Here is a 22,387-nt window from a genome sequence, read left to right as displayed (position 1 = left end):
TGGGACGCGGTGGGGTGATAGGCGTGGCGCGGGTGGGGCTTTTCGGTGGCGGGGCTATTCGGTGGCGGGGGTGGTGCTATTCGGTGGCGCGGGTGGGGCTATTCGGTGGCGCGGGTGGTGTAGGTCTCGTCGACTTCACCGAACTGCTGCAGTGGACCGATCCGGCTGACGAACAAGGTGTCCGCGGTTCGGTGAACAGACACGGTGACAGATCCTTCGGAGTCGATGGTGATGTCGTCGCCGCCGAGTTTGACTCCGCGCGACTTGGCGCGCTCCTTGGCCACCAGGACGGCTTCCTCGGCGGTTGCGTTGCGCAGCACGATGGCCTCGGACGCTCCGCGAGCGATGAACGAGGTGTCATCGGTGGTCGTGACCTTGGCGACGGCGATAACGACCAGATCGTAGGCGGCCAGACCGAGGATCAGGAGGATCGCGACGATCTTGAGCAACCACCCCAACACGATTCCGCCGCTGTCGACGCATCGGTCGCTCGGGCCCATGACTGGGGGATCGGAGTGCGGGAACGACGGCTTGAGACGGTGCTCAACGGCTGCGACGGGCAACTCCACCCACCCATGAAAGCAGTTCTCGAACCTCAGCGACACGAAGCGCCCACGTCAGGACCAAGTATCCGAGTACGACGACAGCAGAGCCCACGATCAGGTCGACAAGTGCCGTCATCTTGCTGTCACCGGGCTCGAACACGTTGAACAGCGGAACCCAGGTGGTGAGGACCATCGCGATCACAACCGCCGGCACGATGCGGAGCAGGGCAAGGGCTGTGCGCCCTGAGTCGAGGAATCCCAAGGTGTTGCGCAACGCAGGCCAGGCCACAGCGAACGTGATGATGTTGGCCACCGAGTACGCCAGTGCCAACGCCTGAACCTGAGGTCCGCCGGGTTCTGCTCGGGGAAACAGGAAGAGCGCGAACGCCACGAAACACACATTCATGAGCACCGCGAACAAGAACGGGGTCCGGGTGTCCTCGCACGCGTACCACCCGCGTTGGAGCACGTAGTACAAGGTGAAGGGCAACAGTCCCACCATGAAGATCGAGATGACACTCGCCAACTGTGCTGCCTGTTCCGCACTCCCGGCGCCGTAGTTGAAGAGCAACGCGGCCAGCGGCTGAGCGCCCAGGAGTAACGCCCCCGCGAGCGGTGCGATGGCCGCGGCCGTCAACCGCATGGTGTGTCCGACGTCCCGACCTGCTGCTCGCCGATGGCCTTCGTGGATAAGCCGGGACAGGCCAGGCAGCTGTGCGGTCACGAGGGACACAGTCACGATGCCGTGAGGGATCATGAACACCAGGTAGGCATTGGTGTAGGTAGCCAGCCCGGCCGGAGGCGTCCCCGCTTCGGCGGCGTTGACGTTCGCCGCGGTCGCCAAACGGGTGATCACGACGAATGCCGCCTGGGTCACGGCCACGAGCCCGATGGTCCAACCGGCGAGCCGACCGGCTTTGCCCAGACCCATCCCGCGCCACTTGCGCGAGAAGTGAAACCGGTAGCCGGAGCGCATCATGACCGGGACGAGGATCAGGGCCTGGGCAGCGATCCCGGCGGTGGTGCCGACCCCGAGCCAGGCAGTCTCGCCACCGGACAGTTCGCCGTCCGAGGCCACCTCGGCACCGAATACGACGACGAACGACACGTAGGTGGCGATGGCCACGAGGTTGTTGAAGATGGGCGCGAACATCGGCATGCCGAACCGTCCGCGGGCGTTGAGGACCTGACTGAGCATCGTGTAGAGGCCGAAGAAGAAGATCTGGGGCAGGCAATACCGCGCGAACGCCACGGCGAGATCGACCTGACCCTGCGTGTACTCGCTCGTGGCGTACAAGGACACGATCAGTGGCGCGAACAATACGGAGGCCGTCGTCACGATGAGCAGGAGCACCGAGGTCGCGGAGATCAGCGAATCGGTATAGCCCTGGCCACCGTCGGCGTCCTCCTTCATCCTGCGTACCAACTGGGGCACGAAGATGGCGTTCAACGCGCCGCCGATCACCAAGACGTAGACGATGTCCGGCAGGGAGTTTCCCAACGCGAACGCGTCTGCGGTGATCGTCAGACCCAGCGCCGCAGTCAGGCTGGCGTTGCGCAGGATCCCCGTGACGCGCGAGATGATCGAACCGGTGGCCATCACAGCGCTGTTACGCAGCAGGCCGACCTGAGCTCGCTGCGCCAGATCGGCCTCGCGCTGATCGCGGATATCGTCTGGCTCGAAGTCCGCAGTGGGCCGCTGCGACGCGTCGAAGTCAGACACGCTCGTCCTGCCGCTGGGGTTCTGGGTCATTGGTCCGTAGGCGGGTGCGACGACGGCGGACGAGGTTCAGTCCCGTCAGGATCACCAGTGCAACCCCACCCACTCCGACGACGACCGTCGCGATCCGGGTGGCAGCGGTCGAGCGCAACTCGATGGTCGCGGAGTCGTCGTACAACTCACCGTCTCGGTCGGTCAGCAGCACGTCGACGGGCATGGTCTGACTCCCCACCACCCGCACCGGGACCTCGAGCCCGACCTTCTCCTTGGCCTCGATGCGGACCGGATCTGGCGGGGTGTACTGCAAGGTGATGGGGTTCTCGGTCGCCAGTTGGACCCCGACCGACACCGGTCGGTCCAGATCGTTGGCGATGGTCAGCGGAACGACTCCGCTGTCGCCGGCGAGCGTCACAGTCCCCGCCGACACCACCCGTACCTTGTCCTTCTGCTCTTGGAGTTGGCGGTCGATGGTCTCCAGCAGCGCATTACGAGCAGCCGGCTCATCGCGCCACACGGCTGACCCGGCGCGCTGCAGCGCCAGTCGGAACGACTCCCCATACCCCGCCGGGTCGATGACGATCCGCGACAGCCGATCGAGTTCGGTGTCGAGCTCGCCCAGCCGACGGGTGTAGTCAAGGGGGAGTTCCTTGCGCCGGGCGACATCGGAGTAGCCCAGATCGATGCGCGGAACCGCGGGGGCGGCCGCGACCGAGTCGAGTCCAACCAACTGAATCCACGGCGCCTTGTCGAGAGTGCCCACGAGGGCGGTGAGCCATGACTCGGGGGGATCCCACAGCATCGGGGGGACCGCCACGACGCTGCGCGATTCGCCGGGGAGTTCCAAGGTGATCATCGCGGTGTCGGCCAGGAACTCCTGACGGGCCCGGGAGCGCTCTGCCGCGGTGGCGAGCGGTCGGTTGAGGATGCGGCCGAGTAGTCGGTCGGCAAGCAGTACATCGAGTTTCGTGCCACCCACGGTCATCGATGTGATCCCCGACGGGGTGAAAGCAGTGGGCGGATCGGGGGGGAAGACCTGATCGCCGAGCAGGGCCCGCCGCACCCCCGCATCGGTGAGGGTCTGCAATGTCGCACGATCGCTGTTGCCGCCAGGTGCCAGGAACAGGACCCCGGCGTCCGACGCGCGGGCTGCGCCACCGGAGACGACTGCCGGCAGCGATGCGCTGCGTACGACGAACGGTTCGAGGCCTGCGCGTTGCAACGCGTCCGCGTCAGCCAACGCGAACTGAGACTCCGCGACCTGGGCGTCAGTGAGCAGTTGCTGTAGTCGGCGGGCGAATTCGGCGGCGCTGTCCGTCTGGTCACCGGGTTCCGGTCCGTCGGGTCCGACCACCTGATAGCCGTCGGCCATGGACCGGGCCGCTTCCAGGACGCTGGTGTCGACCAGCCAGGAGACAGGTCGGTCTTGGCCCAGGGTCAGCAGCCGTCCCAGCCGCCCGCCGGCGGCGTATTCCCCGGGTAGGGATGGGTCCAGCACCAGTTCATCGGCAGCGATCGCCGGCTGTTGGGCGATGGGCCACACCCAGGCAAGTTCGGATGCGGTGAAGTCGGCGTCCGACCCGAACCAGGGGAGGACCGTCCCGGATTGGATGACGGTGAACCCACCGGACAGCAGTTCGACGAACACCGCGTACACCCCGGATCCGCCCGGGTCCAAGGGCAGATCGGCGAAGGGAACCGTCAACCTGAACTGTGCCTGCTGGCCGACTTCGAGGGTCTCGCCGATGGGAGTCAGGGTGAACGGGATGGGGTTGCCGGTGCGGTCGGTGGATCCGTTGAGGACCTCGGTGACCTCACCCCGACTGTTCAAGGGCAATGGGGACAACCGCAGTTGAACCTCGGGGAACGCAAGATCGGTGTCGCCGGTGTTGGCCACGCGACCCGAAATCCGCAGCGTCGCCTTCTCGTCGGGAATCCCCGGCGCGACCGACTCGATGAGGACTTCGGCGGGCTCGTCCGCGGCAACTGCCGCAGGTGCACCAGACAGCAGAAAGATGGGCAGCAGAAAGCTGGGGAGCAGCGCCCCCCAGATCAGCACGACCGGCACGGCCCGGCGGATCGCGCGCACCTACGCCAGTTCCGACAGTCGTTCACGGGCCTTAGCGAGCAGCGCCCGTTCGTCGGAGTAGGCGAGCCGTCCGGGGACCGCGGAGATGGGGACCCACTCGACCGACTCAACCTCGGGGTCGTCGGCACACAGTTGGCCACCGCGGCTGACCATCAGGAAGTGGTGGACGGTCTTGTGGATCCGACGCCCATCCGCCATGAACCAGAAGTCGATGTCCCCCAACCGTTCGACAACCTCGGCGGTGATGCCCGTCTCCTCGCCCACTTCGCGGACAGCTGTCTGGGCCTCGGTCTCACCCGGTTCCACGTGACCCTTGGGAAACGACCAGATCAGCCGCCCGCGTCGATCGAACCGGGAGATCAGCAGCGCCTGTGCCGCGGGATCGAGGCGATCCACGACCAATCCCCCGGCGCTGACCTCGTCGACGGTGCGCACGCGCCGGGGTGGTCGCGTACGGGGCCGGGGTGGTCCGGCGGGGCGGGAATGAGTGCGCCGCTCGGACATGAAATCCACCATAACCGTCCTGCTGCTGCCGCGGGGTCCCCGTGACTGCGTGGAGTCCTACACTGGCGAGGTTCGGCGTCTGGCCAGATTCGGCGAACGACTGGCGAGGTTCGGCGCCGAGGGGTGGAGGCTGGGCATGCGCATCGGCACGGCCTCGCTGGTCCGAGCCCCCGTTGAGATTCTGACCGAGTGGGTGGCCTACCACCTCAATATCGGGATCGACCGCATGGTCATCTACTTCGACGACCCCGAGGATCCGGCGATCGCCGCCCTTGCCGGGCAGCCGAGAGTCCAGGCCATTCCCTGCGACGACAACCTATGGCGGGAGTCGCTACGGCCGGGCGTCACCCGGCTTCCGGAGCTTGTCCCGGAGAAGCAGCACGCAATCATGTGGCACCTGATGAACGTCATGGCTCCCGCCGACCTCGACTGGGTGGCCCACATCGACAGCGACGAGCTGATCTGGGCGCCTGGTGATGTCCGGTCCGCGTTGGAGCAGGAGTTGGTGGCGGGCGTCTCACACGTGCAGATGATGCCGATGGAGGCCGTGCCACCCCGGCTGGACTCGGTTGATCCGTTCCGCGAGTTCACGTTGTTCAAGGAGAACCGCACAGACCGCATCGCCTTGGCGCAGCGGTTGGGTGTTCGGTCCCCGTTCCGGCGCGGCAAGTACTTCCGCGGTCACACCAAGGGCAAGGCCCTGGTGTGCCTGGACGGTTCAGTGCCGTACATCCGCATCCACGGGCCGCCGCCGGCCATGCTCGAGGCAGCCACGTTCACGACAGTGGTTGCTCGGGACCTGAGAGTCCTGCACTACGACGCCGGCACCTATACCGGGTGGCTGGCCAAATGGTCCGGACGCGAAGATCGGGCGGACATGGTCGGCCACACCACAAAGCGTCGCCGTCGGCAAACGGAGCGATTCCGCCGTGAGTCGGCCCGGGCTCAACGCCGCGGCAAGGATCGGCGCCTGCGGCAACTGTTCCGGGACGAGTACATGCTCACCCCGCGCGACGCCCGAATCCTGCGGGTGCTCGGGCTGGCGCGGCGAGTCGAACTCGACAACCGATTGTTCAGCCTCCCGATGCCTGAGTCAGGCCCCATGCCCCAGTAGGGCCCCAAACCCGAGGCGGTTCACAACCCGAGCCCCACGTCGGCCGGGACGACTGACCGTCACCAGTCCGGCAAGGTCGCCTACCCTGGGCCGGTGACCACCTCTCTGCCCGCACCGCTGGTGGCCGTCCAGGAGCAGGCGGTGCAGCGACTGGTTGACTCCGAGCCGCGAATCGTGGCACTGGGGGAGCGGTTCGCTGCGGCTGGGTTCGAGTTGTCCGCCGTGGGGGGCTGTGTCCGTGACTCCGTCAGTGGCGACATGGCTGACGTCGATATCGATCTCGCCACCGATGCCCCTCCGCAGGACACCGTTGCGCTGCTCTCCGGCTGGGCGGACACGGTGTGGGACGTCGGAATCCGGTGGGGCACGGTTGGCGCCCGCAAAGGAGATCGAGCCTTCGAGATCACCACTTACCGCGCCGACGTGTATGACGGCGAGACGCGCAAACCTGACGTCACATTCGGCACCACGTTGTCCGGCGACCTGATGAGGCGCGACTTCACCATCAACGCCATGGCGATCCGACTTCCAGAGCTGCGCTTCGTCGATGAGCACCGCGGCCTGATCGACCTGGCCGCGGGGCGGTTGCGCACGCCGGGACGTCCCACCGATTCGTTCCGGGATGATCCGCTACGGATGATGCGAGCCGCCCGGTTCGTGTCCCAGTTGGGGGTGTCCATCGAGCCAGACACATATGCGGCGATCTCCCAGATGGCCGATCGCCTGCAGATCGTGTCACCCGAACGTATCCGCGACGAGTTGGTGCGTTTGCTCCTGGGGGAGTTTCCCCGCCGAGGGCTGGCGGTCCTGACCGAATCGGGGCTGGCCGCCGTGATGCTGCCGGAGTTGCCCGCACTCCAACTCGAGATCGACGAGCATCACCGACACAAGGATGTCTACGAGCACAGTCTCACGGTCCTCGAGCAGGCTATCCAACTCGAGGACGGGGGCCCGGACTTGACGCTCCGCCTGGCAGCAGTGCTGCATGACATCGGCAAACCACGCACCCGACGCCATGAGTCCGGGGGCGGCGTGTCGTTCCACCACCACGAGGTCGTGGGCGCCCGCATGGCCGCGAAACGTCTGCGGGCACTGCACTTCGCGAAGACCGAGATCGACGATGTTTCTCGGCTCGTGGAACTGCACCTGCGATTCCATGGCTACGGCAGCGGGGAGTGGACCGACTCGGCGGTGCGCCGCTATGTGCGCGACGCCGGCGACTTGTTGCCGCGCCTGCACAAGCTGACCCGCGCCGACTGCACCACCCGCAATCAGCGCCGCGCCCGAGCCCTGCAACGTTCGTACGACTCATTGGAAGAGCGCATCGACCGACTGGCGGCGGCTGAGGAACTGTCAGCCATCCGCCCCGAGTTGGATGGCAACCAGATCATGTCGGTGCTCGGCATCGGCCCGGGACGCGAGGTCGGTCAGGCGTACAAGTTCTTGCTCGACCTGCGTCTGGACCGCGGCCCGATCGGACCGCAGGCGGCCACGAAAGAACTCACTGAATGGTGGGCGGCTCGCCAGGAGGACGATCAGTAGCCGAAGTCATGTCGTCCCGCGCGACTCGGACGAGATCGTCCCCCGGGGTCCGCAGGCACGGTTCGGGTGCCTCTTTCTACTGCGAGGCACCGCGTTCCACCCGCGTCGGATTAGGTGGTCGAGGTGTTCCTTCCAGCCGGAGCATCCTCGCGGGTGCGGCGGTACCAGGCAGCGATGACGAGGTAGAACATTCCAAGAGCGAGGAATCCGATGATGGAGACTCCGCTCGGGGGCGCAGTGACGGCGACGAGCAGGGCCCCGGCCACGAGGGCCACGTTGACTCCGACGTCGTACAACGAGAAGACCCGCCCGAGGTGGTCGTCGCTGATGCGCCGCTGCAGTGTCGTGTCGCCGCCGATCTTGGCGGCCTGCTGGGTCAACCCCAGGACGAACCCGGCCGCGGTCAGTGCGGGCATCGTCACCGGGAAGAGCAGCACCGGGGCGGCGATCCCGCTGATGACCAGCGTGATCGTCGTCCACCGGATGGTGCCCAGCCGCCGCGTGATGCTCGGTGTGATCAGCGCCGCTCCCAGGGCTCCGACGGTGGCTGCCCCTGCGACGATCGCGAAGTCGGCCAACGCCGAGTCGGCGTCCGTCGGCGGATTGAGCGTGTTGCGGAGCACCAGCAGGAGGAGCACGGTCAACGAGCCGAACGCGAGCCTGTTGAGCAACACCACGGTGACCGCCCGCCAGGAGGCAGCGTCGGAGCGCAACACCGAGAATCCATCGACGAACCCGCGGGCGACTCCCGCGAATGTCTGCCCAGGTCGGTCGCCGGTCGGTCCGAGTTGGTCCGCCCGCAGACTCAGTGGGATCAGCCCGGCGGCCACGTAGACCACGGCAGCGCTGATCAGGACCCATCGGATGCCCTGGTCTCCACCTCCGGCGAGCCCGCGGATCCCGATCCCCACCAGAGCCCCGATGCCGTACACGACGGTCCCGGCGGTCGGTGCCAGGGAGTTCGCCGTCACAAGTTGCCGCTGCGGTACGACATGGGGCAGGGCCGCAGACAACCCGGACAACACGAACCGCCCCAGGCCGAGGGTCGCCAGGACGATCAGGCCCAACTCCACGCCGACGCGTCCGGTCGCGACGACGAGGATCACACCGACCGTCGTCACGGCGCGCAGCCAGTTGGCGAAGACCAGTACCTGCCGCCGCCGCCACCGGTCCAGGAAGACGCCTGCGAAGGGGCCGATGAACGAGTAGGGCAACAGCAGGATGCCGAACGACGCCGCGATCGCCAGCGGAGTCGGCTGGCGTTCGGGAGAGAACAGGACGAACGTCGCCAACGCTGCTTGCAGGATGCCGTCCCCGACCGAACCGGTCAGACGAGTGCCGAACAGTTTCAGGAAGCCGCGATTGTGCATGAGGTCCCAGATGGGGGGACGCGCTGCCGTGGCCACGCCTGACGCTACCGTGCCATGCGCCGACCGGTCCGGCACGTGGTCTGCCGGGCTGACCACGCCTCGGCGCTTGGTTGATGGGCCACGCCGGTCCCGGATGCGAGGATCCTGCTCCGCTCGTGGGGTCCATGGGCTCGTGGGGTCCATGGGCTCGTGTGCCAGGGCACTGCCCTGGTGGCGCGGAGCGAGCCGGGGGATCGGCGCTTCCGGGGTAGGGTCGGGCGCGTGAACGGATTCGACGGCCGCAGCATGGGAGTGGGCATTGCCGTCGGTGTCCTGGTCGGACTGCTCGTCGCCTACTTCACCGAGAACCCGGTGTGGGTCAGTCTGCTGGCGGCCATCGGTGCGCTGATCGGGATCAGCCGCAACTGGTTCGACCGCAGCTGACCTCTGACTCGAGCCCACACTGCACCTCGAAGCGGCTACTCGTCCGCTGGAGTGGGTGCCAGCCTCGGTGGGGCGAGCGCCAACGTTGCGGGCAGGTCACGGAGTCCATTGGTCGCAGGGCAGCCCCCCGCGCACCCACTGAAGGCCCGTGATGGGCTCACCGGTTGTTGTGTTCGGATCCCTGCCGGGACCCCAGTACTCGCCGGTCACGGAACCGTCGGAGGCAACCCGCCAGGTGTAATGAGTCGGGTTGCCGTAGGAGTCCATGACGTACGTGACCGCCCACGAGCCGTCCGTCTTGAACTCCGCCCCGAGGATGCCGACGATCGTGCCGACCGAGTTGATGTCCGGGCCTGATGCATTGGTCAGGCGGCAGTAGAACTGCCGGCCATCGGACATGTGGGAGTATCGCGTCTCGACCGCGCAGCTGCCGCTGCCCCAGCCGGCCGGGCAATCCGTGAAGCGTGAGTCCAGGAAGTACGGTTGGAGCGCCGCTACCGCGTCGGGGCCGATCAAGTCGCTGCTCGGCGCCGCGAACAATGGGGCGGGCGTTGAACCACCGCCGCCGTTGTCCGCACCTCCACCCGGGTCCGGCGCGGGGGTTCCAGGGTCGGTGGGTGGCGTCCCGGGGTTGGTTGCCCCGCCGCCCCCATCGGTGCCCGCGGGTTCGACCTCAACCCGCTCGCGGACGAGTCCGGTCTTCGTCGAGAGTGCGACGGTTGCGGTACTCCCGAATGAGTCACGCAGCTGAATCGCTGCAGAGCCTTCGCGCCACGAGGAAGCCAGCGTGAACCCTGTGCGCCGGGCTTTCGCGGTCGCCTTCGCCTTACGCAGTTGGTACTTGGCGCCCCCAATCGTCACTCGCGCCTTCTTCACTCCCCTCCCTTTGCCCGTCAGCACCAGGCGGGCATCCCCGTCGGTTCGCGTCGCGACGACCAACTTCTGGATCTTGGCCGCCTTCGCCGCCGGACTGGTGGGCGCTGCCGGAACAGCGGTTGCCGACGGGACCCCGATGAGGCCAAGCGCAAGCGATGAAGCGGCCAAGGCCGTGAGTGTCCCCGTTCGGGTCACGATACGAGTCATGGGGAATAGAGAACTCATAGGGGAAAGAAGAGCCATAGGGAGAAGGACACACCGAGTCACCCGCTTCCCGCAAGACATCCGTACAAATCACGCGACCGGATCATTACGCTGCGGTCATGCCGGACCTCGCGCTCGCACTTGTCGCGGGGTTGATCCTGCTCTACGCCCTGACGGCTCAGCGATCGCTGAACTGGAACATCACCGCTCCGATGATCGCTCTCGTCGTCGGGGCTGTCGTGTTCCGGCTGAGCGGTCTGGCGTCGATCGACCTCAGTTGGGTGCACCTCATGGCCGAGGTGACGCTGGTCATGGTGTTGTTTCATGACGCTGCCACCGTGCAGTTGTCCGGGTTGGTGCGTGACTACGGGTTGCCGCTGCGATTGCTCGCCATCGGGTTTCCGCTGGCCCTCGTCGCGACCCTGGGCACTGCTCTGTGGCTGCTGCCGGCTGTCGGCGTGGCCGGAGCGCTGCTACTCGCAGCGGCCGCCACTCCCACGGATGCCGGACTCGGGGCGCCGACGGTGCTCAACCCGTCCGTCCCGGTCCGCGTTCGCCGAGCCCTCAACGTGGAGAGCGGACTCAACGACGGTCTTGCGACTCCGCTGGTCCTCCTGGCACTGGCCGCCATCGCGGCTGAGCCCAGCGAGGACCCTTCCCTGTTCGGCATCGGCGTGATTCCGGTGGCCGTCGGCCTGGGTCTCGCCGTCGTCGTCGGATTGGCGGGTGGGTGGCTCACGGATCGTTCCCGGGAGTTCCAGTGGAGTTCGGTCGACAGCCGCGAAATCGCTGTGTTCGCCCTGCCTCTGCTGTTGCTCGGGCTCGCCACCATGACCGGGGGCAATGTCTTCATCGCAGCCTTCGTCGGTGGTCTCATCTTCGGTGGCGCCTCCAGCACCTTGCGAGCCGAGCCCGAAAGCAGTCAGTTGCTGCAACTGATCACGGACCTCTTCAGTCTGGCCGTGTGGTTCATGGGCGGTGGCCTCGTACTGCTGGTGGTCGAGTTCGGGATCCGTTGGCAGTGGGTGGTCATGGCCCTGTTGATCCTCACCGTTCTGCGCATGGTCCCGGTCTGGATCAGCCTGTGGGGCACGGGATTCCGGTGGCAGACGGTCGCTTTCTTCGGCTGGTTCGGGCCGCGCGGGCTCGCGACCGTCATCTTCGCGATCCTCGCCATCGAGGACCTGGGCGACTCCGCACCGCTGATCACCGATGTCATCGGCACCCTCGCGGTGACCGTGCTGATCAGTGTCTTCGCACACGGCATCAGCGCCGGACCCCTGGCTGGGCGCTATGCCGCCTGGGTCGCCCGCACGCACCCACCGATCGAGCACGAGACGGCCCCGGAACCGGCTCCCACCCGCGGTGGCATCGCCGGTCGCCCGGGCTGAGTCTCAGCCGGCTGAACGGGATCGACCACACCCCTGCCGAGCACTTCGCGCCATCTCACGCCATCTCGCGCCATCACGCGGCTTGTGCGGCGTTCCCGCCAGCCGGACTGCTCACCCCGCCGGATATGGCGCGGTGAGCGCATTCCACTCCGTACTGGAGGGCCTCAGCGCTCGATATCGCCGGCGATGAAGGCCTCGACAGCCGTCTTGGCCTCATCATCGGTGTACTGCACCGGCGGGGACTTCATGAAGTAACTCGATGCGCTCAGGATCGGGCCACCGATGCCGCGGTCCTTGGCGATCTTCGCTGCGCGCAGGGCGTCGATGATGATCCCGGCGCTGTTGGGGGAGTCCCACACCTCGAGTTTGTACTCCAGGCTGAGCGGCACATCACCGAAGTTGCGACCCTCCAGGCGGATGAACGCCCACTTGCGGTCGTCGAGCCACTCGACGTAGTCGCTGGGCCCGATGTGGACGTTGCGCGATCCGATGTCCCGCGACATCTGCGAGGTCACGGACTGGGTCTTGGAGATCTTCTTCGACTCCAGTCGCTCGCGCTCGAGCATGTTCTTGAAGTCCATGTTGCCGCCGACGTTCAACTGGTAAGTGCGGTCGACGGTGACGCCCCGGTCCTCGAACAGTTTGGTCAGCACCCGGTGGGTGATCGTGGCGCCGATCTGGCTCTTGATGTCGTCGCCCACGATCGGGACGCCGGCATCGGTGAACTTCTGGGCCCACTCGGGCGTGCCCGCGATGAACACCGGCAGTGCGTTCACGAACGCCACACCCGCGTCGATCGCGCACTGTGCGTAGAACTTCGCGGCTTCCTCGGATCCCACGGGCAGGTAGCACACCATCACATCCACGCGGGCTTCGCGCAGCGCCGCCACCACATCGACGGGTTCGTCGGCGGCTTCGGTGATGGTCTGCATGTAGTACTTGCCCAGACCATCCAGGGTCGGGCCGCGCTGAACGGTGACACCGCTGGGCGGGACGTCACTGATCTTGATCGTGTTGTTCTCGCTGGCGAAGATGGCGTGGGCCAGGTCCTGCCCGACCTTCTTCGCGTCGACGTCGAACGCGGCGACGAAGTCGATGTCATTCACGTGGTAGTCGCCGAACTGCACATGCATCAGCCCCGGCACCCGGGACTCCGGGTCGGCGTTGCGGTAGTACTCCACGCCCTGGACCAGGGACGAGGCGCAGTTACCGACGCCGACGATCGCGACGCGGATGGATCCCATCGTCGTACTCTCCTTCGTTCACCGGCGGGCGTTGTGCCCGTTGTCCGGGTTGGTGGTGACGGCGCTGGATGCGCCATGTGTCTCTTCGTTCTCGATCAGTTCTCGCAACCAACTGACCTCTCGCTCGACGGAGTCGAGGCCGTGCTGTTGAAGTTGCAGCGTGTAGGTGTCCACTCGCTCGCGGGAGCGGGTCATGGATCCGCGCAGAGTGGCCAGGCGTTCCTCGAGTCGCGAGCGGCGGCCCTGCAAGATACGCATACGCACATCGGCGTTGGTCCGCCCGAAGAATGCCAGATGGACTCCGAAGCGGTCGTCCTCCCACGCCTGCGGGCCACTGTCGTCGAGCAGTTCCGCGAAGCGATCCTTGCCGTCGGCCGTCAAGCGGTAGACCACCTTGGCGCGCCGGCCAGACAGTGCCGGCGCCCCCTCCGGGGTACCGATCGGTCGCTCTTCCTCGATGAGCCCCTGACGCAGCAGGTCCTTCAGGCACGGGTACAGCGATCCGTATGAGATCGCACGGAACGTCCCGAGTACTCCGTTGAGTCGCTTGCGGAGCTCGTAACCGTGCATGGGGTTGTCCTGCAGCAGGCCCAACACCGCGAACTCCAGGACGCCGGAGCGCTTCGCCATGCCGTCCCTCCTTCGCAGTCGGACCGCGGGTCGGTGCGTCCCGCGGCGGGAGGCAGTGATAGGAATGCCTAACGCTGCCGGATACATCGTCCGGTTCGATCGTTCCGACATATTCAGTCGACGTATCTCACCAACGTGTCGAGTCAATGTATCGCATCGATATATTGACCGAAAGCCTCAGCACGCGGTGGGAATAGATTTGTGACGGGAATCACAAGTTCAGCGCTCCCCTGGGAGCCCCGTCAGTAGGGTGACGGAGCGAGCGTCAGGCCGCACGAGCCACAATCGGAGGGTGCGCGACGATGTGCGAGACGATGATGTGATCTCCGGGCCGAAGGGGAGCGATGCGCCCTCGGGTCCGGCCGTCCCCCACCGCCGGAGCCGCACGCGCAGCAGGCAGATCCTGCTGGTGGGAGATCTGCTGGCCATCGTCCTGGCGTATCTGACGTCGGTCTCCGATCCGCCGTGGTACGAGATCATCACGGGTGTGGTCTTGATCGTCGCACTGCGTGCTGGCGCGTCAGTACCAGATGAAGATGTCACTCCACGTACTCGACGACCTGCCGCGCCTTGTGGCCGCCACGATCGTTGCGGGAGCCGCCAGTGCGGCGATCCTGGCGCTCATCACACAATCTCTCCTGGGCGGCCGGGATCAGATCTTCCTCGCCGTCGCTCGTGGTGCTGGTGGTGGTCGTCCGTACTGCTACCTACTGGCTCGTTCGCGAACTGCGCCGTCGGGGGCATCTAAGAGAACGAACGGTGATCCTGGGAGCGGGTCAGGTGGCCCGGGATCTCGGGGTCTACATGGTGACCGATGGGTCGTACGGGTGCACCCTGGTCGGTTACGTGGACAGCGACCCAGCGCTGCCCGATTCGGCGCTGCCCGCCTCCAATCTCGGCCCATCCGAGAATATGGCGACCATCGTGTCCGACGAGCGTGTCGATCAGGTCATCATCGCCTTCACGGTCGCTCCCGAAGACCAGTTGGTTCCGATCATCCAGACGTGTGATCGGGCCGAGGTGAGCATGTACATCGTGCCCCGACTGTTCGAGCTGACGGCGCAGCGCGGCGCCTCGGATGAAATAGACGGGATCCCCTTGCAGCATCTCCATCGAGCGCCATTCCGCTCCCCCACCTGGTGGCTCAAGAGAGCGATCGATATCACGGTGTCCGGTACTCGCGCTCTTGCTGCTGTCGCCGTTGCTCCTTCTTCTGGCACTCATCAATCGCATCGTGGACGGACCCGGAGTTCTCTTCCGGCAGCACCGGGTGGGAATCGATGACGTGGAGTTCGAACTGTTGAAGTTCCGCAGTCTCCGCCCGGCCAGCGAGACGGAGAGCGCCACCAACTGGAACGTCAAGCATGACGATCGACTGTCCTGGTTCGGCAAGTTCCTGCGCCGGTCGTCGCTCGATGAGCTTCCCCAACTGTGGAACATCTTCCGGGGGGACATGAGCCTCGTCGGGCCCAGGCCGGAACGACCTCACTTCGTCGACGAGTTCTCGGATCGTTACGCCCGCTATGACGCGCGGCATCGGGTGCCGTGCGGTTTGACCGGTTGGGCGCAGATCCACGGCCTGCGCGGGGACACCTCGATCGAGGAGCGTGCGCGCTACGACAACTATTACATCCAGAACTGGACTCTGTGGCTGGACCTCAAGATCATGCTGCGAACCCTGACGGCCTTCATGAAGGGCTCCGGATGACGGGCGCGCCGGACACTCCGTTCGCCGACCCGCTTCGGGTTCTGCATGTGTGGCAGCCGATCGAGGCCGGGGTTCCCCGGTACGCCTGGGCCGCTGCGGAGTATCAAGGCGATCATGGCTGGGACGTGCATGCGGCGTGCCCGAACCCAAGTCCACATCACGGTGTGACCACCCACCGTTGGCCGGCGCAGCGCAACCCGATCAAAGGCCTGCGTCGCGAGTCGCGGCGACTGCGCCAACTCGTGACTCAGATCGCCCCGGACGTGGTGGTGGCGCACTCCGCGAAGGCCGGGCTGGTCGTGCGGGCGACGCTGCGCGGTGAACTGCCCACCGTGTATGTGCCACACGCGTGGCCACACCTGGCGCTCCCGCGACCGGCACAGCCCATCGCAGTCGGCTGGGAGCGGTTCGCCGCACGCTGGACCACCACGGTGGTCGCGGTAGGTGATGGCGAGGCCGAGGAGGCCGTCCGTCGGTCCATTACCGTGCCGATCGAGGTGGTCCACAACCCTGTTCCGCCGGGCTGGGTTCCCGCGACTCCCGCTGACAAGGACAGCGCCCGTAGCGAGCTGGGGCTGCCGGATGGGCCCATCGCAGTGTGCGTCGGGAGGTTCTCGCGCCAGAAGGGTCAGGATGTCCTGGTCTCCGCCTGGCCGATCGTCAGACAACGGGTCGGCGACGCGACGCTTGTGTTGGTCGGCGACGGACCCGACCTCGAGAGCGTGAGGCAATCCGCTGGACCCGGTGTGCTGTTCCCCGGTGCCTCGCGCGATCCGCGCCCCTACCTGGCGGCGGCGGATATCGCGGTCCTGCCGTCACGCTGGGAGGGGCTGTCCCTGAGCATGCTCGAAGCCATGGCCAGCGGTCGCAGCCTGGTGGTGACCGACGTGTCCGGTAGCGAGGTGGTCGAAGCCTCAGACGGCGGCGCCGTCGTTCCGGTCGATGATCCGCAAGCGCTGGCCGACGCAATCGCGGCCCGACTGAGTGGTGACATCGATGCGGCAGCGGAGGGCCGACGGGCAGCGGACTTCGTGGCGGAATTCCACAACTTCGATACGGAGATGATCCGGCTGGCGGAGGTCATCGCGGCGGCGGGTGGCAGTCGCCGGCCTGTCGTCGGCACCGGATGACGCTGAGTTCCGAAACCCGATCGGATGGGGCGCTCAAGTAAACGCTGAGTTCAGCCGATGGCCGTCAGGTGATGACATCGACGGGTGCACTTCTTCGCAAGCTGGCACTTCTTCGCCAGTTGGCGTTGATTCGCAAGCTGACATTGACCGGGGTGGCCGTGTTCGCCGTGGTCGGTTTGACGATGGTGGCTCCTCCAGCGGGTGCGGCCGGTCCGACGCCCGTTGCCTGGCAGGTTGGTGATCCGTCTTTCACCGCCCCGACGGCCAAGACACCCATCGCCGGTGTCCAATACCACGGGCTGTGGAGCGACTACACGGACGCCACTCGGGCCCGGATCCTCGACAGCCTTGCCGCGGCCGGTGTCCAACATGTGCGATTGGACGTGGCGTGGGCGCAGATCCAACCCAATCTGCCCTCGGCTACCAACGGTGGATACGACCTCGGATGGGCTGTTCCCCGGATCGACGCCCGACTGAAAGAGATCACCGATCGCGGCATGAAAGCCCTGATTGTCTTCTACTGGGCCCCCCAATGGTCGACGGGGACTTCGGAGAAGAACGGCGTGCCCCGCAGCGCTGCCGAGTACGGCGATGCTGCTGCTTGGGCCGCCAAGCGGTGGAGTTCGTCGCTGGTCGGGATGGAACTGTGGAACGAACCTGATCTGCCGGAGTTCCTGGCCAACACGTCCGTCGCCACCTACACCAGCCTCGTGAAGGATGCCTACTCGAAGATCAAGGCTGTTGCCCCCGCGGTGACGGTCGTCGCCGGGGCTCCGACCTATGTCAAGACCTCGTGGTATCAGGGCTTCTACGACAATGGTGGTGCGGGTCACTACGACGCTCTCGGCATCCATCCCTACATCGGGGTGGCAGACCAACCAGTGACCGCCTGTGAGTCGAAATACCGCGAGTACTACCCGTGCAACATCCCGAACCTGATCTCACTGATGCAGGCACACGGTGACGGTGCCAAGAAGATCTGGGCCACGGAATACGGCTGGTCCAGTCACGACGAATCCGCCTACACCGCGCCGGTCCCCAACTGGAAGCGAGGCGTCACCGAGGCGGAACAAGCCGACAATCTTCTGGCCATGCAGAACCTGCTGGGCTCGTACCCCCAGGTCGAGGCATCGTTTTGGTACAACGACTGGAACAAGGCGACCGGCGATCAGCAGGAGGACAACTGGGGTTTGCTCCAGCGGGACTTCACGCCCAAACCCGCCTACTTCGCCATGAAGTGTGCCGTCAGCGGTATCTGCGGCGCCCCCACCACCCCGACTCCAACTCCGACTTCAACTCCGACCTCGACACCGACTCAGATCACGCCGACGCCAACACCGGATCCCCCGACGGCGACACCGACGCCGACTCCTGATCCCACGACCGCGACCCCGACGCCAACACCGGATCCCACCACAGCGACACCGACGCCGAATCCCACAACAGCGACCCCCACCCCGACCCAGCCCACGCCCGTGATCCCAGCCGCGCCGACCGGCCTCCAGGGATTCGCACCGAGCTCCAGTTCGGTGAAGCTCACGTGGTCAGCGTCCAGCGGGGCCACCAGCTACCTCGTCTATCGGAACTCGAAGAAGGTCGGCACGACGGCGAGCACCGGTTTCACCGACTCTGGTCTGCGGGCCTCGACCAAGTACTCCTTCAGCGTGCGAGCACGCAACACAGTCGGGACGAGTCCGGCGAGTACAACCGTGACGGTCACCACCCTGAAGCGCGGTCAGACAGCGACAGCGCAGGGCACAGCTCGCACGACCGCGAAGGCCAAACGGGCCGCGACGAAGTCCGCGAGCGCCAAGGCGAGGCGGGGCAAGTAGTCGGCCAGGCCGGCGCTCAGCACGCGTCGGTGCCGCTGTCGACGACGATCGCGCTGTCGGTGGGGATGAAGCGCCAGTCGTAGCCGTCTGTTTTCAGGTCCAGCTGCAGCACTCCGTGCCCCTGATTCCACCTGACCTCCGAGGCAGGGTTGACGGTCGCGAACGGATACAGATTGGCACCACCGGTCCCGACGATGAACTCCCGCATGCCTGACTCAGCCGGAGTGCCGGTGCCGGACATCCGCGGGTACCGCTCGTAGAAGTGGGCGTGCCCGTTCAGCACAAAGTCCCCGCCGGCGTCCACGAGTGCGGTGAACAAGGGCGCGACCTCGTCGTTATCGCCGTATTCGCTGCTGCTGTAGCGCGGGTGATGCCAGATGGCGGCCAGGCAGGCGGTGTCGGACTCGACCAAGTCCTGCTCCAGCCAGCGGTACTGCGGGGAGTTCTCGTCGCAGCCACCGATGTACTCGCAGTTGGAGTTCAGGTGCACGATGTGCCACGAGCCGATGTCCTGGGAGTACCAGGATTCCTCCTGCGTCCCTGCCGTGGCGCCGAAGTAGTCGAAGTAGGGGCGACCGTCGTCGGTCATGTAGTCGTGATTACCCGGAACCGGGCGGGTCCGGTCCTTGAACTGCCCGTAGTAGGGGTCGTAGCACTCCTTGTAGTCCTCCGGCGCACCCTTCGGGTAGGCGATATCGCCGAGCGCCAAGAATGGTCCGCCGACAGCCTCAAGGATCTCCGAGGTCTCGGGGGCGGCCCCCCCGCACTCGCCGATGTCCCCGGCGGCCAGGACGCGCGTTGCGCCCGGTGGGATCGGGGAGTCGGCGGGGGGAGCCTCGTCCAGGGCGAGTATCTCGAGATCGAAGAGGAGGTCACTGGAGTCGCGGGCGGACTGATGGACCTCGACGGCGACCGTGTTGGGCCCCGGTGCCACGACGTCCGCAGGGAGTTCCGCGCTGACCCAGGTCTGCCCTTCGTCCGGTGCGTTGCGGGCGGCGACTGACGCTGTGACTTCACCTTGCGGCATGCCGGTGCGCAGGACCTCGCTGCCGTTGAGGTAGACCACCGCCCCATCGTCCCTACGAATCCGGAGCTCTACACCGGCGACGCCTTCCGGAACCTGGAAACCCGTGCGGAAGTACGTGGTGATGTGCTTGCGCTTGGGGTCGGCCCCGTAGGAGATTTCCGTCGCGGTTTCCTGGCCGTAGCCGAAGGGGGCGGGAGCCACCGGCCAGCGGGAGTCGTCGAAGTCGGCCTGTCGCCAGGCCACGTCCAAAGGTTTTCCGCTGTCGTCGTATCGCCACAGCGAACCCGTCGGCAATAGCACAGCGGCATGGCTCTCAGCTGTCTGCCGCAAGAGCAACGCGGCTCCCGCCAGCAACCCGGCCACGAGGACTACGGCAATAACAATGCTCAGGCTGCGCCGGCTCATCCACCCTCCCCATCGGGCCCCTGTTGCTCCATCGGGCCCCTGTTGCCCCATCGGGCCCCTGTTGCACACTACCCGCGGGCCGCGGCCGGGTCGCTATGCCCGTGAGTCCGGGTAACTCCTGCCCGGAAGCGCCGACATCGGGGCATTCTGGGAGGCAACAAATACGCAGGGTGACTCGTTGTGTGAGCAGAGTGATAGCCCGGCTGAAATCTGCTCTACCCGGTTCGAACTCAGCCGCAACTCGCTTGTGCCACCCCGAGGATGGCGCAAGGATCAAGCCACCGGTGTGCCTGCCGGGGGTGATCGATCGGGGAACGCGTGAGGCTCCAACTCAGCGACACGATCGGCTGTTGGGCGAGCGCGGCCACCGAGTACCTCCATCGTGGTGGGTATGGCGGGATCGAAGTCACCCGGGGGCAGGCGGACCTGACCGTCACCGACTCGGCGTCGCGCGGCAACTCGGAGTGGCGCTTCACGGATGCCGCCGGTGACCCTGTGAACCAGTCGCAATGGATCGTCCACGCCGTGGCCCACCGGGAGCCGGTCCAACTGCAACTTCGCAGCGGCGATCAGATTCTCGCTGCCGGTGTCACCGATGTCCGCCGCAGCATCGTCAGCACCGTCGCAGTGGCGCTCTCGTCGGCGGGCCCCCTCATCGAGATGGCCCTGTCCGACTCGACCGTGCCCCGCCCTGCCGTCGACCGGCGGCCGATTGGTCCCCCCAACGCACGGACGGCGGATCTACGGGCGAACATCGCCCTCGCCGGTCGCGTCGTCCGGGCTGCGATGACCTATCGGCAATGGGGAGTCGCCCGACTGCCGGCGAGGACACTCGATCACCTGATCGAACGGCGGCAGTTGTCGGGTCGACTCGAGTGGCACTCCCCGCCGCCTTCGTTCTTCTGGGCTGATCCGACCGTGGTCTCTCATGACGGACAGTGCTGGCTGTTCTTGGAGGAACTCGATCGCAAGACCGGGCGGGGACACATCCGTGCCCTGCGGTGGCTCGACGGAATCCTCCAGCGTGGGCCGGTCGTGTACACGACCCCCCATCACCTCTCCTACCCGCAAGTCCAGTTCGTCGGAGGTCGGTGGCTCGCCACTGTCGAGACCTGTGCTGCCGCCAACCCGATCCTGACCTTCGACAGTCTCGGGGACCCGTGGCGGGTCTGCTCCGACCTCTCGGCGCTACCTCCGCACATGGCCGATCCGGTCGTGGTGTTTCGTTCGGATGGGACTCCCGACCGACTGATCAGTACAGATGCGATGACCGGCCCGGACACCAACTACGTCGAGCACATCTATGAAGAGGATCGCTGGGTGCGAGACCCCTGCGCTACCTATGTGGACATCACGTCCGCGCGGGGAGGGGGAACTCGCGACCCATTGCGGGGGGTTCGCGCGGTCCAAGACTGCGCCGGCGGGTATGGACTGCGCTTGGGTGTCGTGCCGGACACAGATTGGTCCGGAACCGTCTACGGCGAACCTCTGACGCGACTGGATCCTGACGACGTCCCACGAAGCGACTGGCAACCTGCGGGGGTGCACACCCTGACCTGGACGCCGGATCAGGAGCACGTCTGGATCGACGGGTGGCGCCGCCAACCGTCGGCCGTCGGCGGGTACCGTCGCATCGTCGAGCGGCGCCACTTGCGGCAGTGCGAGGGCTGACGTGTCGCGCGAAGCCGTGCTTCTGAATCCGTACCAGTTCTACGCGGACCGCTTCATCGAGCGCTTGTACGAAGAGCACGGCATCCGAACTGTCGCCCTTCACTCCGATTGGCGCACCCGGCTGATCAGGCAGCCCAGGCAGGCGGTCTTGAACTCCCGCGCGATCGCGGCGCACTACATGGTGCCCACTGCGGGGATCGAGGCACTCGCCCCGCTGCTGCGCCGACGCCACGACGTTGTCGCGGCGCTCCCGCACGACGAGGGAGCCGTGGCGCCGCTCGTTCGGCTCGCCCGCGAACTGGGTGTCGGATGGGCAGAGCAGCCGGTGCTGACAGTGGTCGACAGCAAGCGGGCTGTCAAAGCGTTCATCAGAGCGGCTGATCCTACGATCCGGCTGAACCAGGTGGCGTCCGTGTCGAACGCGAGAGAGGTCTCAGACTGGGTGCGAGCGACCGGGGTGCGTCGGTTCGTGCTGAAGCCCGATGCCGGTTCCGGCAACCGGGGTGTCGCCTTCTTCGCCGCGGACCCTCTCGATGAACAAGCCGTGCACGCCTACTTCGCACACCATGCGGCACCCACCTTGGTCGAGGAGTTCGTGGGCGGTTCCGAGTACTGGGTGAACGGCCAGTGCGACTCGACTGGGCGTCCCATGGTGACCGGGATCGGCGTCTATGACAGACGCGACGTGAACGGTAAGGAGAACGTCGAGGTTGGATCGCGCACCATCCCCCGGAATCATCCGGCGTCGGCCACCCTGACGGACTACGCCGCGCGAGTCCTCACTGCATTGGATCTCCGCTGCAGTCCGTTCCACCTCGAAGCCAAGATCGACGATCGAGGACCATGTCTTGATCGAGGTCGCCACACGCCTCGGCGGCGAGAAGATCGTGGCGACCGACTCCTGGCAATTCGGCGTGGACCTGATCGATCTCGCCGTGGATGACTACGTGAACCTCGATCGCACG

19 protein-coding genes are annotated in these 22,387 nt (G+C 66.2%); 10 read left to right on the top strand and 9 right to left on the bottom strand.

Annotated elements, in window-relative coordinates; translation table 11 throughout:
* Positions 1 to 98: 98 nt before the first annotated feature.
* Genes V9E98_06065 through V9E98_06050 form a run of 4 tightly spaced genes read right to left on the bottom strand, consistent with a single transcriptional unit; the run spans position 99 to position 4,855 of the window.
* Positions 99 to 569, bottom strand: a complete 471-nt coding sequence (locus V9E98_06065; GenBank protein ID MEI2716547.1) for a hypothetical protein — start codon at positions 567 to 569, stop codon at positions 99 to 101.
* Positions 544 to 2,268, bottom strand: coding sequence for a murein biosynthesis integral membrane protein MurJ (gene murJ, locus V9E98_06060; protein ID MEI2716546.1), 1,725 nt, complete (start codon positions 2,266 to 2,268; stop codon positions 544 to 546). Before murJ ends, V9E98_06065 begins: the two co-directional genes overlap by 26 nt.
* Positions 2,261 to 4,351: a DUF6049 family protein gene (locus V9E98_06055; protein ID MEI2716545.1), complete on the bottom strand. Its 2,091-nt coding sequence runs from the start codon at positions 4,349 to 4,351 to the stop codon at positions 2,261 to 2,263. The genes murJ and V9E98_06055 overlap by 8 nt, the downstream gene beginning before the upstream one ends.
* Positions 4,352 to 4,855 (bottom strand): NUDIX hydrolase, encoded by a 504-nt coding sequence (locus tag V9E98_06050; GenBank protein ID MEI2716544.1) that lies wholly within the window; start codon positions 4,853 to 4,855, stop codon positions 4,352 to 4,354. It abuts the gene before it with no gap.
* Between V9E98_06050 and V9E98_06045 the strand changes: the two genes are divergently transcribed.
* Positions 4,854 to 5,969 (top strand): glycosyltransferase family 2 protein, encoded by a 1,116-nt coding sequence (locus V9E98_06045; GenBank protein MEI2716543.1) that lies wholly within the window; start codon positions 4,854 to 4,856, stop codon positions 5,967 to 5,969. The two genes, V9E98_06050 and V9E98_06045, sit on opposite strands and share 2 nt — an antisense overlap.
* Positions 5,970 to 6,062: 93 nt before the next feature.
* Positions 6,063 to 7,511, top strand: coding sequence for a CCA tRNA nucleotidyltransferase (locus V9E98_06040; GenBank protein ID MEI2716542.1), 1,449 nt, complete (start codon positions 6,063 to 6,065; stop codon positions 7,509 to 7,511).
* A 110-nt stretch (positions 7,512 to 7,621) separates the two neighbouring features.
* Here V9E98_06040 and V9E98_06035 read toward each other — a convergent pair whose 3' ends face one another.
* A complete protein-coding gene (locus tag V9E98_06035) occupies positions 7,622 to 8,917 on the bottom strand; it encodes an MFS transporter (GenBank protein MEI2716541.1) in 1,296 nt (431 codons plus the stop codon).
* Positions 8,918 to 9,142: 225 nt separating this feature from the next.
* On the opposite strand from V9E98_06035, the gene V9E98_06030 reads away from it, so the two are divergent.
* Complete coding sequence (locus V9E98_06030; protein ID MEI2716540.1) at positions 9,143 to 9,304, top strand: hypothetical protein; 162 nt, start codon at positions 9,143 to 9,145, stop codon at positions 9,302 to 9,304.
* 96 nt (positions 9,305 to 9,400) lie between these two features.
* Here V9E98_06030 and V9E98_06025 read toward each other — a convergent pair whose 3' ends face one another.
* Complete coding sequence (locus V9E98_06025) at positions 9,401 to 10,387, bottom strand: hypothetical protein (GenBank protein MEI2716539.1); 987 nt, start codon at positions 10,385 to 10,387, stop codon at positions 9,401 to 9,403.
* Between the two features lie 116 nt (positions 10,388 to 10,503).
* Between V9E98_06025 and V9E98_06020 the strand changes: the two genes are divergently transcribed.
* Complete coding sequence (locus V9E98_06020; protein MEI2716538.1) at positions 10,504 to 11,775, top strand: cation:proton antiporter; 1,272 nt, start codon at positions 10,504 to 10,506, stop codon at positions 11,773 to 11,775.
* A gap of 164 nt (positions 11,776 to 11,939) precedes the next feature.
* Here the strand turns inward: V9E98_06020 and V9E98_06015 are convergent, their stop codons facing one another.
* Positions 11,940 to 13,019 (bottom strand): inositol-3-phosphate synthase, encoded by a 1,080-nt coding sequence (locus V9E98_06015; protein MEI2716537.1) that lies wholly within the window; start codon positions 13,017 to 13,019, stop codon positions 11,940 to 11,942.
* A gap of 18 nt (positions 13,020 to 13,037) precedes the next feature.
* Positions 13,038 to 13,649, bottom strand: coding sequence for a PadR family transcriptional regulator (locus V9E98_06010; protein ID MEI2716536.1), 612 nt, complete (start codon positions 13,647 to 13,649; stop codon positions 13,038 to 13,040).
* A gap of 603 nt (positions 13,650 to 14,252) precedes the next feature.
* Here V9E98_06010 and V9E98_06005 point away from each other — a divergent pair.
* The 4 genes from V9E98_06005 (at position 14,253) to V9E98_05990 (ending at position 18,319) form a co-directional block, all read left to right on the top strand.
* Positions 14,253 to 14,933 carry a hypothetical protein gene (locus V9E98_06005; GenBank protein MEI2716535.1) on the top strand — a complete coding sequence of 227 codons (681 nt, stop codon included), beginning with the start codon at positions 14,253 to 14,255 and terminating at the stop codon, positions 14,931 to 14,933.
* Positions 14,884 to 15,357 carry a sugar transferase gene (locus tag V9E98_06000; protein MEI2716534.1) on the top strand — a complete coding sequence of 158 codons (474 nt, stop codon included), beginning with the start codon at positions 14,884 to 14,886 and terminating at the stop codon, positions 15,355 to 15,357. Before V9E98_06005 ends, V9E98_06000 begins: the two co-directional genes overlap by 50 nt.
* Positions 15,354 to 16,487: a glycosyltransferase gene (locus V9E98_05995; GenBank protein MEI2716533.1), complete on the top strand. Its 1,134-nt coding sequence runs from the start codon at positions 15,354 to 15,356 to the stop codon at positions 16,485 to 16,487. Before V9E98_06000 ends, V9E98_05995 begins: the two co-directional genes overlap by 4 nt.
* A 71-nt stretch (positions 16,488 to 16,558) precedes the next feature.
* Complete coding sequence (locus tag V9E98_05990; protein ID MEI2716532.1) at positions 16,559 to 18,319, top strand: cellulase family glycosylhydrolase; 1,761 nt, start codon at positions 16,559 to 16,561, stop codon at positions 18,317 to 18,319.
* 16 nt (positions 18,320 to 18,335) lie between these two features.
* Here the strand turns inward: V9E98_05990 and V9E98_05985 are convergent, their stop codons facing one another.
* Positions 18,336 to 19,751 carry a metallophosphoesterase gene (locus V9E98_05985; GenBank protein MEI2716531.1) on the bottom strand — a complete coding sequence of 472 codons (1,416 nt, stop codon included), beginning with the start codon at positions 19,749 to 19,751 and terminating at the stop codon, positions 18,336 to 18,338.
* 318 nt (positions 19,752 to 20,069) lie between these two features.
* Here V9E98_05985 and V9E98_05980 point away from each other — a divergent pair, with 318 nt between their 5' ends.
* Positions 20,070 to 21,422 carry a hypothetical protein gene (locus V9E98_05980; GenBank protein MEI2716530.1) on the top strand — a complete coding sequence of 451 codons (1,353 nt, stop codon included), beginning with the start codon at positions 20,070 to 20,072 and terminating at the stop codon, positions 21,420 to 21,422.
* A gap of 1 nt (position 21,423) precedes the next feature.
* Entirely contained in the window at positions 21,424 to 22,365 is a 942-nt protein-coding gene (locus V9E98_05975) for an ATP-grasp domain-containing protein (GenBank protein ID MEI2716529.1), read from the top strand.
* Positions 22,366 to 22,387: the final 22 nt, after the last annotated feature.

This window comes from Candidatus Nanopelagicales bacterium, from assembly GCA_037045355.1.
Lineage (GTDB): Bacteria > Actinomycetota > Actinomycetes > S36-B12.
Note: the sequence above shows the minus strand (reverse complement) of the source record. Positions and strands in the feature narration are given on the sequence as shown.